The organism is Bacillus weihaiensis (assembly GCF_001889165.1).
Taxonomy (GTDB): domain Bacteria; phylum Bacillota; class Bacilli; order Bacillales; family Bacillaceae; genus Metabacillus; species Metabacillus weihaiensis.
Genome location: NZ_CP016020.1, coordinates 91,438 through 104,180, shown reverse-complemented (window position 1 = coordinate 104,180; position 12,743 = coordinate 91,438). Strand labels below are relative to the sequence as shown.

Annotated in this window: 8 protein-coding genes; 1 reads left to right on the top strand and 7 read right to left on the bottom strand. The window is 40.0% G+C overall.

The window, feature by feature from the left end; genetic code table 11:
- Window positions 1-9 precede the first annotated feature (9 nt).
- The 7 genes from icmF to A9C19_RS00470 all read right to left on the bottom strand — a co-directional run bounded on the left by icmF (window position 10) and on the right by A9C19_RS00470 (window position 11,124).
- Window positions 10-3,270, bottom strand: a complete 3,261-nt coding sequence (icmF, locus tag A9C19_RS00500) for a fused isobutyryl-CoA mutase/GTPase IcmF (RefSeq protein ID WP_072578131.1) — start codon at window positions 3,268-3,270, stop codon at window positions 10-12.
- Window positions 3,271-3,374: 104 nt separating this feature from the next.
- The gene (locus A9C19_RS00495) at window positions 3,375-3,998 is read right to left on the bottom strand and encodes a TetR/AcrR family transcriptional regulator (RefSeq protein ID WP_072578130.1); all 624 of its coding nucleotides are present in this window, start codon (window positions 3,996-3,998) and stop codon (window positions 3,375-3,377) included.
- 203 nt (window positions 3,999-4,201) lie between these two features.
- Window positions 4,202-5,341 carry an acyl-CoA dehydrogenase gene (locus tag A9C19_RS00490; protein ID WP_072578129.1) on the bottom strand — a complete coding sequence of 380 codons (1,140 nt, stop codon included), beginning with the start codon at window positions 5,339-5,341 and terminating at the stop codon, window positions 4,202-4,204.
- A gap of 12 nt (window positions 5,342-5,353) precedes the next feature.
- The gene (locus A9C19_RS00485) at window positions 5,354-6,490 is read right to left on the bottom strand and encodes an acyl-CoA dehydrogenase (protein WP_072581680.1); all 1,137 of its coding nucleotides are present in this window, start codon (window positions 6,488-6,490) and stop codon (window positions 5,354-5,356) included.
- A 75-nt stretch (window positions 6,491-6,565) separates the two neighbouring features.
- On the bottom strand, window positions 6,566-7,417 hold the full coding sequence (locus tag A9C19_RS00480; protein ID WP_072578128.1) for a 3-hydroxybutyryl-CoA dehydrogenase: 852 nt from the start codon (window positions 7,415-7,417) through the stop codon (window positions 6,566-6,568).
- A gap of 211 nt (window positions 7,418-7,628) precedes the next feature.
- Complete coding sequence (locus A9C19_RS00475) at window positions 7,629-8,807, bottom strand: acetyl-CoA C-acetyltransferase (protein WP_072578127.1); 1,179 nt, start codon at window positions 8,805-8,807, stop codon at window positions 7,629-7,631.
- A 202-nt stretch (window positions 8,808-9,009) separates the two neighbouring features.
- The gene (locus A9C19_RS00470) at window positions 9,010-11,124 is read right to left on the bottom strand and encodes a (Fe-S)-binding protein (RefSeq protein ID WP_072578126.1); all 2,115 of its coding nucleotides are present in this window, start codon (window positions 11,122-11,124) and stop codon (window positions 9,010-9,012) included.
- Window positions 11,125-11,435: 311 nt separating this feature from the next.
- On the opposite strand from A9C19_RS00470, the gene cls reads away from it, so the two are divergent.
- The gene (cls, locus tag A9C19_RS00465; protein WP_072581679.1) at window positions 11,436-12,629 is read left to right on the top strand and encodes a cardiolipin synthase; all 1,194 of its coding nucleotides are present in this window, start codon (window positions 11,436-11,438) and stop codon (window positions 12,627-12,629) included.
- Window positions 12,630-12,743 lie beyond the last annotated feature (114 nt).

Here is a 12,743-nt window from a genome sequence, read left to right as displayed (position 1 = left end):
CCTTATATTCTACATATTTCGACGATACTGCCCGCCAACTTCATATAATGCTTGAGTGATTTGTCCTAAGCTTGCAACCTTCACTGTTTCCATTAGCTCCGCAAAAAGATTACCGTTATTAATGGCGGCATCTTTAAGCTTTTCGAGTGCCTTCATTACTTCTGCTTCATGTTTAGCTTGGAAGGCCTGTAGATTTTTAATTTGTGTTTCCTTCTCCTCTTTTGTTGCCCTTGCTAATTCCATACTATCCATTGCTTCTTGAGATGGTGGGTTTGGATTCAAATACGTATTCACTCCGATAATCGGAAGCTCTCCTGTATGTTTTTTCATTTCATAATGCATAGATTCATCTTGAATTTTACCACGTTGATATTGAGTCTCCATAGCTCCTAATACTCCACCACGTTCATTGATTCGATCAAACTCCTGCAGGACCGCTTCCTCTACTAAATCTGTTAATTCTTCTATAATAAATGATCCTTGTAATGGATTTTCATTTTTTGTTAACCCATGCTCTTTCGTAATAATCATTTGAATCGCCATCGCACGACGAACGGACTCCTCGGTAGGTGTCGTAATTGCTTCATCATACGCATTGGTATGAAGCGAGTTACAATTATCGTGTAATGCCATCAACGCTTGGAGTGTTGTGCGTATATCGTTAAAATCTATTTCTTGGGCATGTAAAGAACGACCAGACGTTTGGACATGATACTTTAGCTTTTGACTTCGTTCATTTGCGCCATACTTATCTCTCATCACTGTAGCCCAAATTCTCCTTGCTACACGTCCAATAACCGTATATTCAGGGTCAAGACCATTACTAAAGAAGAACGAGAGATTTGGTGCGAACGCATTTATATCCATACCTCGACTCAAATAATACTCCACATACGTAAAACCATTTGAGAGAGTAAAGGCCAATTGAGAGATCGGATTCGCCCCAGCCTCTGCAATATGATATCCAGATATAGAAACGGAATAATAGTTTCTTACTTTTTGATCAATAAAATATTGTTGAATATCACCCATAAGGCGCAAAGCAAATTCTGTTGAGAAAATACAGGTGTTCTGCCCTTGATCTTCTTTTAAAATATCAGCTTGAACTGTCCCACGCACCGTTTGAAGGGTGTAGTCCCGTACTTCACTATACTCTTCAAATGATAAAACGCGTCCAAGCTCTTCTTCTTTCCTTTGTACTTGTTGATCAATTGCTGTATTCATAAACATAGCAAGGATGATTGGTGCTGGTCCATTGATTGTCATGGAAACAGATGTAGAAGGTGCACAGAGGTCAAACCCATCATAGAGCTTTTTCATATCATCTAATGTACAAATACTTACGCCACTTTCCCCAATTTTTCCGTAAATATCAGGACGATAGGCAGGATCCTCTCCATATAGGGTAACCGAGTCAAAGGCTGTACTTAAGCGCTTTGCATCGTCATCCTTTGATAAGTAATGAAACCTTCGATTCGTTCTCTCAGGTGTTCCTTCTCCAGCGAATTGACGCTTCGGATCCTCACCTTCACGTTTGAAAGGAAATACTCCTGCAGTATAAGGAAAGATACCAGGTACATTTTCTCTGTAGAGCCAGCTCAAAATGTCGCCGTCATTTCGGTATTTAGGTAACGATACCTTTGGGATAAGAAGTCCAGATAAAGAAGTTGTTTTCAACTTAGTTACAATCTCTTTGTTTCGAATAACCGTAGTGAACTCCTCTTTTGAATACTTATCCCTCATCTCCTTCCAAGATGATAACAGCTCTTTAGATTGAGAGGTAAGCTGTTTCTCTAGCTTTTCTTTCACTGCCTCTAGTGAACGTAAAACCTCTTCATTCGTTTCTGTTTCAGTAAGCGCTTCGACAGCACCCTTTACTTGAAACAGCTTAGTGGCAATTTGCGCCTGACTTTCCGATTGCGTATGATAGTTTCTTACGGTCTCACTAATTTCACGTAAGTAATAGCGACGCTCAGGTGGAATAATCACATTTTGTTTCTCAACATCTTTAACAACAGGTAACGATGAAGTCCAGTGCCTATCTGTTTTTTCATTGATTAGCTCCAAAAGCTTAGCGAATAAAGTATTCGTTCCTAGGTCGTTAAATTGGCTCGCGATTGTTCCGTAAACTGGCATACTGTCTAACGGTTCATCAAATAGCATTCGGCTCCGTTGATATTGCTTTTGGACTTGTCTTTTTGCATCCTCTGAGCCTTTTCTTTCAAATTTGTTAATGACGACTACGTCTGCATAATCAAGCATATCAATTTTTTCTAACTGCGACGGAGCACCAAATTCGCTTGTCATCACGTACATAGATAAATCACATATTTCAGCAATTTCGGCATCACCTTGACCAATACCACTTGTTTCAACGATTATGAGGTCATAGCCTGCTCCTTTGACAATTGAAATAGCGTCATGGATGGCTAAAGAAAGCTCTGTTTTGGATTGACGAGTCGCTAAACTACGCATAAACACACGTGGTGAAAAGATCGCATTCATCCGAATTCGATCTCCTAGTAAAGCCCCACCCGTTTTTTGCTTAGTTGGGTCTATAGAAAGAATCGCGATTTTCAACTCTGGTATTTCATTTAAAAACCGACGAATTAATTCATCTGTTAAAGAGCTTTTCCCTGCACCACCAGTTCCAGTAATCCCTATAACCGGTGCTTTTGTATCGAAATCCTTCAACATTGAGAAGAGTTCATCCACCTGCGAATTTACTTCTAATCCAAAAACCTTTGCCTCTGCATGCGAAATCATCTTCGCTACACTTTTTTGCTCACCTGCTAATACTAACTCTCGATTCATTTCTTCTAGCTCCACTGTTGAAAAATCACATTCTTTTAACATGTAATTAATCATGCCTTGAAGGCCTAACTCCCTACCGTCTTCAGGCGAGAAGATTTTTGCAATTCCATAATCATGGAGCTCTCTTATTTCTCGTGGAATAATAACTCCACCTCCACCACCGTACAGGCGGATGTGACTTGCTCCTTTTTCTTTTAAGAGATCAAACATGTATTTAAAAAATTCAACGTGCCCACCTTGATAGGAGGAAATAGCAATCCCCTGTGCATCCTCCTGAATGGCTGCCGATACAATTTCTTCAACCGAACGATTATGCCCTAAGTGAATAACCTCCGCTCCGCTTGCCTGAAGGATTCTTCTCATAATATTGATTGAGGCATCATGCCCATCAAACAAGCTCGAGGCTGTTACAAATCGAACAGCATGCTTTGGCTTGTAAACATTAGTTATTGTCATACCATCCACCCCTTTGTTCTTTCAACTTGAACGAAGTCCCCTTTAACCTATTTCAAACCAAATTTATATAAGAAATACACATCTAATAAGCACTGCCTACCTTGTTAGGTATGAATGACTCCACGTAAAATTAACTTTGTTTGGAATTGGATATATTGCTCTAACGTATACTGCTTTTGCAAGCTCCATCTTCGAAATGCCCACATCTGTCCTTGAACAATAATGTTATGTGCGGCCATATCACATTCCTCTTCTGTTAGTGTGAGCTCCCCATTTTCTACACAGCTAACAATAATCTTCTTAAACATAGAGGCCATTTCCATCTCTTTCTTCAATACATACGGCAAGGCATCCTTTGATAACGACTTAACCTCTTGATACATGACTAGAACTTCATCCTGCATATCATCCACAACCTTGAAATAATTACAGATGGCTAGCTCAAGGCTTTCTAATGTCCCAAGCTTCGTATCAATATTTTCCTCAAGTCTCATATGCGTTTGATCATATATGGTGTCACAAACAAGATAAAGGACATCTTCCTTCTGTCTAATATATTCATACAGCGTTCCGATACTAAAGCCTGCAGCTTTGGCAATCTCTCGTGTCGTTGTTCGATGAAAGCCCTTTTGCTTAAAAAGAGAAACAGCGCCTTTTATCATTTGTGTCCGTCGTTTTTCAATGAGCTTCTCATCTTTCACAGACGCCTGAACTTCCCGTTTTTCCATCTACCTCCCCCCTCTACTTACAATTTTAGGCTCTGCTTTCATGGTGGCAAATTTTTAGCAAGCATGATGACCTGGCGCTTCCGCTTGACTAAAGCAAAAGTCTCATACCGTTTTGCCTCATTTAACAAAGGGTAAAAATCAACATTTACAACTACTCAATCTTCTGAACGATTCAACCATCAGACTACTATCTATTGAGAGCTCTATTTTGTGATCATTCTTGAAATAACGAGTCGTTGTATTTCTTGAGTACCTTCATAAATCTGAGTGATTTTTGCATCACGCATATATCGCTCGACTGGGTAATCCTTTGTATAACCGTAGCCACCAAATACTTGAACAGCCTCCGTTGTCACCTTCATTGCTGTATCACCAGCGAATAGCTTTGACATAGCGGACTCTTTTCCGTATGGAAGCCCTTCTGACTCTAGCCAAGCAGCTTGATAGGTTAGTAGTCTTGCAGCTTCAATGCTCGTTGCCATATCCGCTAGTTTAAAGCTAATTCCTTGTTGAGCGGCAATTGGTTTTCCAAATTGCTCGCGCTCCTTCGCATATGCAATCGCCGCATCTAATGCACCCTGTGCAATTCCTACTGCCTGTGCAGCAATACCATTTCTTCCACCATCAAGTGTCATCATCGCAATTTTAAAGCCCTCACCTAACTCTCCAAGCATGTTTTCCTTTGGCACTCTACAGTTTTCAAAGATTATTTCCGTTGTAGGTGAAGAACGAATGCCTAGCTTACTTTCTTTTTTCCCTACTGAAAAGCCTTCAAAGTCCTTTTCAACGATAAATGCCGTTGTACCCTTATGCTTACTCGATGGATCCGTAACAGCAAACACGATATAGATATCTGCAATACCACCGTTTGTAATAAAGATTTTCGAGCCATTTAAAATGTACCCATCACCATCTTCTTTTGCATTTGTCCTCATCCCACCAGCATCAGATCCAGAGCCTGGCTCCGTTAAGCCGTATGCGCCAATTTTTTCACCTACTGCCATCGGCTTTAAGAATTTTTCCTTCTGCTCTTCTGTTCCAAATTTATATAAAGGCCAGCCTGCTAGTGATGTATGAGCCGATAAAGTAACACCTGTTGATGCACAAACCCTTGAGAGCTCCTCCACTGCAATCACGTAGGATAAGTAATCGCTACCAATTCCGCCGTATTTCTCATCCCAAGGTATGCCTGTTAAACCGAGGTCAGCCATTTTTCTGAAGATATCCATATCAAAACGCTCTTCTTCATCCCGTATAGCAGCAGTTGGTGCTACCTCATTTTTCGCAAAGTCTCTTACTGTTTTTCGTAGCATCTCATGCTCTTCTGAAAGTTTAAAATACATGTTACTTCCCCCTTATTTTAATAAGTGCTTCCCTATCACAATCCGCTGTATTTCACTCGTTCCCTCATAGATTTCACATACCTTTGCATCACGGAAAAATCGTTCAACTGGATAATCCTTTGTATAGCCATATCCACCAAATACTTGAATGGCCTCCGTAGACACCTCCACCGCTGCCTTTGAAGCAAAGAGTTTAGCCATGGAAGCTTCTTTTGCACATGGTAGATTATTATCTTTTAACCAGGCAGCTTGATAGAGTAGGAGTCTAGCCGCCTCCACGTTTGTTGCCATATCTGCTAGTTTAAAGGCAATTCCTTGCTGAGCAGAGATTGGTCTGCCAAATTGCTCCCGTTCCTTTGCATAGGCGGTTGAACTTTCTAAAGCGGCTTCTGCAATACCGAGCGCTTGAGCAGCTATGCCAATTCTCCCACCGTCTAAATTTGCCATTGCAATCTTAAACCCTTCTCCTTCTTGACCAAGGAGATTACCAACAGGTACCTTTGCATCTTCAAAAGATAATTGAACTGTACGCGATCCATTGAGTCCCATTTTATGTTCATCTTTGCCTATTAAAAAGCCTTCCGTCTCTTTTTCCACGATGAAAGCCGAGACCTGTTCACTCCCTTGCCCTTCACCTGTTCGTGCAAAGACAATATAGGTATCCGCTTCTCCACCATTTGTGATAAACACCTTTGAGCCGTTTAGAAAATAGTAATCTCCCTTCTTAACAGCCTTTGTTTTCATACTTGCTGCATCTGAGCCAGCACTTGGTTCTGTTAAACAAAAGGCACCCAAACTTTCACCTTTAGCAAGCTTTTTCACATACTTTTGCTTTTGCTCCTCTGTTCCAAAGGCTAAGATTGGATAGGTTCCAACTGATGTATGAACAGATAATATAACTGCGAGTGTTGCACTCACTTTCGATATTTCATGTATAGCAATGATATAAGAGGTATAATCCATACCCGATCCGTCGTACTCTTCTGAGATTGGGATCCCCATTAACCCAAGCCCAGCCATTTTATTTAGTAACTCTCTTGGAAATTCCCCTTTTTCCATATTCTGTACAAACGGCTCGATTTCTGATTTTGCAAATTCCCTTACCATCTTCCGCATCATCATTTGCTCTTTAGTAAAATGTACATTCAATTTGATGCACCCCTTTGTCATTCCATCTCCTCTTAAAAAATGAATCTGACTCTACCCTATTTCACCCATCCCCTTCTATTCATATCGATAGAAGCCTCGCCCTGATTTTTTCCCTAACCAGCCTGCTTTTACGTATTTACGCAGCAATGGACACGGACGATATTTGTCATCCCCAAAGCCTTCATGAAGGGTCTCCATAATAAAGAGGCATGTATCAAGACCAATAAAGTCAGCTAATGTTAGTGGTCCCATTGGATGATTCATTCCAAGCTTCATGACCTCATCAATAGCTTCTGGTTCTGCAACCCCTTCGTACACGGTATAAATTGCTTCATTAATCATCGGCATAAGGATACGATTTGATACGAACCCTGGAAAATCATTCACTTCTACCGGAACCTTGTTGATTTTCTTAGTTAAGGCTTTGATTTCTTCATACACTTCATCTGACGTTGCTAGCCCTCTAATGACTTCCACTAGCTTCATAACCGGTACTGGGTTCATAAAATGCATTCCGATAACCTTCTCAGGTCTTGAGGTTGCAGCAGCAATTTCCGTAATTGGAAGAGAAGATGTATTAGAAGCGAGAATCGCATGCTCTGGTGCTATCTTATCTAACTCTTGAAAAAGTGACGTTTTCACATCCATCTTCTCAATGACAGCTTCAATGACCAAATCAACTGTACTAGCTTTTTGGAGTTCTGTTGAAGAGGATAGCCTACTTAACGTCTCCTCCTTCAATTCCTTAGTCAGTTTTCCTTTTTCCACCTGGCGTTGAAGCTGTTTATCAATTGCTAGCATTCCTTTTTCAACAATTTCTTCTTTTATATCGTGGAGAACCACTTCAATTCCTGACATTGCACATACTTGTGCAATACCCGCACCCATTTGTCCAGCTCCAACGACCATGATTTTTTGAATAGTCATCCTACCATCCCCCTTTATAAGCTAATGCGTAATCCCTTTGATTAAGGTAGATATCCTTTTACCGTGTAGAAAATTTAACAGCATGAATGATTTTTGTTACGGGCAGTTCGCTGTCTCGAAACTTATCTTTTCATGTCTACTCATCTAAACAAACATCTCATGATTTTTATGAAAGCCTATTTTCGCATGACGGGTTACTATTCAACTCGATTTATACCTGTACCATAATGGCATCACCTTGACCACCACCACTGCAAATTGCAGCAATTCCGATGCCTCCGCCTCTACGCTTTAACTCATGAATTAAAGTAATAAGAATCCTTGCTCCACTTGCCCCAATCGGATGTCCAATTGCAACTGCTCCACCATTTACATTCACTTTTGCAGCATCTAAGCCAGCAAGCTGATTTGCAGCAAGTGCTACAGTCGCGAAAGCTTCATTTATTTCAAATAACTCAATTTCTTCAACTGATTTTCCTGTTTTTGTTAGCAATTCATTAATTACTAGACCTGGGGTTTTCGGAAAATCCTTTGCTTCTACCGCAATCGCTGTATGGGCAAGGATTGTTGCTAGAGGTTGTCGCCCTTCTTTTTGTGCGCGCTCGTCACTCATTAAGACAAGGGCTGCTGCTCCATCATTGATTCCAGGGGCATTCCCTGCTGTGATGGTTCCATCATGGTCAAATACTGGTGCTAATTTTGAGAGTCGTTCAAGTGAGGTGTCTTTTCGTGGTGCTTCATCTTTATCTACAATGATGGGCTCACCTTTTTTTTGTGGTACAGATACAGGTACAATTTCTTCAGCTAAAACGCCTGATTCCTGTGCTTGAATAGTCCGTTGATGACTTCTTAATGCCCATTCATCCTGCTCATTACGTGTTAACTCTAAATCTTTTGAAGTACTGTTACCGTACGTCCCCATATGTACTCCAGTGAAGCTACATGTTAATCCATCATGAATCATTAAATCCTTAACAGGACTATCTCCCATTCTCATTCCCCAACGAGCTTTCGGTAAAAGATATGGAGCATTACTCATTGATTCCATCCCGCCTGCTACGATAACATCTTCGTCTCCTGCTCGAATGACTTGATCTGCTAACGTAACACTTCTTAATCCTGAAGCACATACCTTATTAATCGTTTCGGTACGCACATTCCAAGGTAAACCTGCTTCACGTGCAGCTTGTCGTGATGGTATTTGCCCTTGCCCTCCTTGAAGAACATTTCCAAATAGCACTTCGTTCACCTCATTAGGGTCGATATTAGCGCGTTTTAAGGCCTCTTTAATCGCAATTCCACCTAATTGAGAGGCTGTTAATGAGGATAGAGATCCGCCAAATTTACCAACCGGTGTTCTTACTCCACTTAAAATTACTGTTTTTGTCATTTTCTTTCTCCCCTTTAATTCGTTTTTATAGGTATAAAAATAACGACTCTACTTAGTAGAAAAAGCGGGTGAAGAGTGAGTCATTATTATAGTAAACGCTTACAGTTTGTGAATGACTGAACGCTCGCTCAATTTCCTTACACAATGAAAGAGGGGAATCCCCCCCTCTCAATCTATGTGCACTTTTCTCACAACATTCCCCTTATGATACCAATTCTTTTTGTTCTCCGAAAATCGATTTTTCAAGAAGTTCAGCAACATCATACGTGCTAACCGTTTCCTCTACTTCCTTCGCTTTTGTTCCATCACTAAGCATGGTTAAACAATAAGGACAGCCTGCACTAATAACAGACGGCGATACAGCTAAAGCTTGCTCCGTTCTCGCTACATTAATTCGGCTACCAGTATCCTCTTCCATCCACATAAGGCCGCCACCAGCACCACAGCACATCCCCTTATCGCGGTTTCTTTCCATTTCCACTAGCTTCACACCAGGTATCGCTTTTAAGATGTTTCTCGGTGCCTCATACACTTCATTGTATCTTCCTAAATAACAGGAATCATGGAAGGTGATTGTTTCATTTACAGGCAGACTAGGCTTTAAGCGACCTTGTTCAACCAATTCAGCCAATAATTCTGTATGATGATATACTTCAGCTTCTAACCCAAAGTCTGGATATTCATTTTTGAAGATATTGTAAGCATGCGGATCAATTGTGACGATTTTTTTCACATCATTTTTAGTAAATTCATCAATATTCTTCGTTGCAAGCTCTTGGAATAAAAATTCATTCCCTAAACGTCGAGGTGTATCACCAGAATTTTTTTCCTTATTTCCAAGGATCGCAAACTTAACACCTGCTTCATTTAGGAGCTTTGCAAAGGATAGAGCAATCTTTTGGCTGCGGTTATCATAGGAGCCCATTGAACCAACCCAAAATAAGTAGTCAAACTCTTCTCCTGCCTTGCTCATTTCTTTCACAGTAGGGATATGAACATCTTCACGAGCATCTCTCCACGTCTCACGTTCTTTACGATTAAGACCCCAAGGATTTCCTTGTCTTTCGATGTTCGTCATGGCACGTTGTGCATCAGCATCCATCTTTCCTTCAGTAAGAACAAGGTAACGACGCATATCAATGATTTTATCAACATGTTCATTCATAACAGGACATTGATCTTCACAGTTACGACATGTTGTACAAGCCCAGATTTCTTCTTCTGTAATGACATCTCCAATTAAGGTTGGGTTATAATCTACTGCAGCCGCAGCCGATTCTTGAGCTCCAGCACCTGCAGCCATAAGTGCAATTTGATTGCCCTTCGTTCCATTAAAGGCAACGGCAGGTACCCAAGGCTGCTTTTGTGTAACAGCTGCACCTGTAAATGTTAAATGATCTCTTAGCTTTAAAATTAAATCCATTGGCGATAAAATTTTCCCAGTACCTGTAGCAGGACACATATTCGTACAGCGACCACACTCAACACACGCGTAAAGGTCAATCAGCTGTGGTTGTGTAAAGTCTTCAATCTTTCCTACGCCAAATGATTCTTGTGTTTCATCTTCAAAATCAATTTTCTCAAGCTTCCCAGGATTAGATACTCGATTAAAATACACGTTGGCTGGTCCTGCAATTAAGTGTGCATGCTTAGACTGTGGTACATAAACTAAGAACGTTAATAAAAATAAAAGGTGTATCCACCATGCAACGTAGAAAATCACGATTGATCCTGTTTCTCCTACAAAGCCTAACAGTGATGCAAACATGGAGGCAATAGGCTCTGACCAAGTTAGTCCATGGTCATGCCAAATTAACCCCATACCGTTCCCTAGTAAGACAGAAAGCATTAATCCTCCGATAAAGATAAGAACAAGCCCTGACTTAAAGCCACGCTTTAGTCGTACAAGCTTTTCCACATATCGTCGGTGAAAAGCCCAAACAACTGCAATCAGAATCATAAAGGTGATAATCTCTTGAAAAAACGTAAACGCAGGATAAAGTGGTCCGAGCGGTAAATGAGCACCTGGAATCAACCCTTTAATGATGAAGTCAAGAGCTCCAAATTGGACTAAAATAAAACCATAAAAAAACATCACGTGAATAATTCCACTCTTCTTATCCTTCAAGAGCTTTTTCTGTCCAAACACATTTACCCAAATCTTCTCTAGCCTTTCTTTCACCTTACCATCAAATTCAACTTTCTTACCTAGCTTAATGTAAGCCATCCTTGTGCGAATTAAGTAAACAAACAAATGCACTGCGTAAGCGGTTACAACCAAAAACGCAATAAAATTTACCCACAATAATGCATCCATTTCCTTTCCCCCAATCTCCCCGTTGTCACAACTTAAATGCTTCGGTCATTTCCCCTTTAACAACTCAAAACAAAACACGTACCAAACCAGCAACACCACTCATAAAGAGTCGGTCTACGTAAACCCTCTCAATTTTCAGAATTCACTTTCTACTCTTATTCTAATAAATGAATGAGCATTCAGTCAATAGTTTTTTTGGTGCCTGGCCCCCTCTGAATTTGTCTCATACATAAAATCTACCTGTTGCGCGAAATATAAGGTAAATTCTTTACATTTTGGAACTACTGGAGGTCATGTAAGTGGGGAGTGCGATTTTTGTCTGCTTTATTGTATTGACTTTGGTAGTAGCATGGGTTTATTGCGATTATCATGCTGGTCGGAAAGATCATTTAATGAAATCCAAATACACGAAATATCCACTTCGAATGAGTGACATTGATCTATACACAGATGGTACAGAATTATATACGGACCTATTTGAGCAGATTAATAAGTGTACAAAACGCATACATGTGCTCATTTATATTGTAAAAAATGATGATATAAGCCATGAATTTCTAGACATACTTAGTAAAAAAGCATCTGAGGGCTTAGATGTAAGACTTTTGTTAGATTATGTAGGTAGCGCTAAGTTAGGAAAGAAAAAAATAAGGGAAATACAAGAGAAAGGTGTTCGGATAGCCTTCTCACATAAACCGAAACTTCCCTATTTGTTTTATACATCCCAAGCAAGAAATCACAGAAAAATTACCGTTCTCGATGGAAAAACCGCTTACCTTGGCGGGTTTAATATCGGAAAAGAATACATTGGATTAGATCCAAAGCTCGGTTATTGGCGTGATTATCATCTGAAAATTGCAGGAGAAGGTGTTCAAGACTTACAAGCACAATTTTTAAAAGACTGGTTTGACTCAACTGGCGAGGATGATCGTGGAAAACCATCTTATTTCATCCCCCAAATGAAGGGAAAAAGTAGTCAGCTATTTATTTCAACCTATGGCAAGCATCTTGATGATCACTTTATTCATTTTATCCAACAGGCAAAACGTGAAATTATTATTTGCTCTCCATACTTTATTCCAGGAAAAGTGATTTTAGACGAGTTGTTAGCCGCTCGATCAAGAGGTGTTAACGTACAAATCATGGTACCTCTAAAGGAGGACCACCCTCTTGTTAAGGAAGCTTCCATGCCATACTTTAAACCATTGCTACTAGCTGGATGCGAAATTTACCAATTTTTTTATGGTTTTTTCCATGCGAAAGTAATTGTCATAGACGATCACTTTTGCGATATCGGCACGGCGAATTTTGATAAGCGAAGCATGTACCTTAACGATGAAATGAATTGTATTATCTATGATCATGACTTCATTCAAAAAGTGAAAGACAAAATTATAAGTGACTTTAAGAAATCGGAGCTACTCACTTATCAAGCCTATCAAAAACGTCCTTTCACACACAAAGTGAAAGAAAAATTTGCAACATTAATTTCACATTTTTTATAAAGATTAACTTTGAATAGCTTGATGCAAAAGGAATTTTCCCTTCCACCAAGATCATCTAATTGGTGTTTATATTCCAGCTTAACTTGTAATCAATGTTAATGAAAAAGCCTTAAT

Coding starts and splice junctions, on each gene's coding strand:
- A9C19_RS00475 (WP_072578127.1), bottom strand. CDS start 8,807: ATGACAAAAACAGTAATTTTAAGTGGAGTAAGAACACCGGTTGGTAAA.
- icmF (WP_072578131.1), bottom strand. CDS start 3,270: ATGACAATAACTAATGTTTACAAGCCAAAGCATGCTGTTCGATTTGTA.
- A9C19_RS00470 (WP_072578126.1), bottom strand. CDS start 11,124: ATGGATGCATTATTGTGGGTAAATTTTATTGCGTTTTTGGTTGTAACC.
- A9C19_RS00490 (WP_072578129.1), bottom strand. CDS start 5,341: ATGTATTTTAAACTTTCAGAAGAGCATGAGATGCTACGAAAAACAGTA.
- A9C19_RS00480 (WP_072578128.1), bottom strand. CDS start 7,417: ATGACTATTCAAAAAATCATGGTCGTTGGAGCTGGACAAATGGGTGCG.
- A9C19_RS00495 (WP_072578130.1), bottom strand. CDS start 3,998: ATGGAAAAACGGGAAGTTCAGGCGTCTGTGAAAGATGAGAAGCTCATT.